We start from the raw sequence: 532 nt of genomic DNA, 5'->3' as shown, positions 1-532 counted from the left end.
GCTCTTATCTTAGCTCTTAAATCCTCTGGAAAATTATATCTATATATGGCAGGAATTCTTGGATCAAGGAGTTTGTCTAAATATCCTCTTTTATAAATCCATTCCAATCTTTCAGGTGTAAAATAATAAGGGGCATTAGGATAGCCTTGAGGTGGGGTTAGGGCTGCGAGTTTAGCGCTTAATACTAGGGTATCTTTAAACAAAGTGGCTTGTTGTTCACTCCAATCATTTGGAGTATCTACATCAAAGTTAGTTTTCATCCCATTTCTATATCCATCCATAGTATCATCAAATTTATTTCTACTTTCAGGAGTAGAATCTATATCTCTTGGATCTTTTAATTTACCTTTTTCAATATCATTATATAAAGCCCAAATGATCCTGCCTTCTTCATCATAGGCAAAATCATATTTATTTAAATCAATCACCCAATCTACTCCCATAATCTCATCTATAAAAGGAAGCATACCAAATTCATCAGGCTGTATAGTTTTAGCTAAATCTTTTACTAATTTAGCCCTTAAAGGATTTT

At 32.9% G+C, this 532-nt stretch carries 1 pseudogene; it reads right to left on the bottom strand.

What is annotated here, in order from left to right:
- Window positions 1-532 (bottom strand): annotated as a pseudogene (locus ELQ12_RS09860) (hypothetical protein); the annotation flags it as partial.

The organism is Campylobacter sp. US25a (genome assembly GCF_004379075.1).
In the GTDB taxonomy this organism is placed as follows: Bacteria; Campylobacterota; Campylobacteria; order Campylobacterales; family Campylobacteraceae; genus Campylobacter_D; species Campylobacter_D jejuni.
Note: the sequence above shows the minus strand (reverse complement) of the source record. Positions and strands in the feature narration are given on the sequence as shown.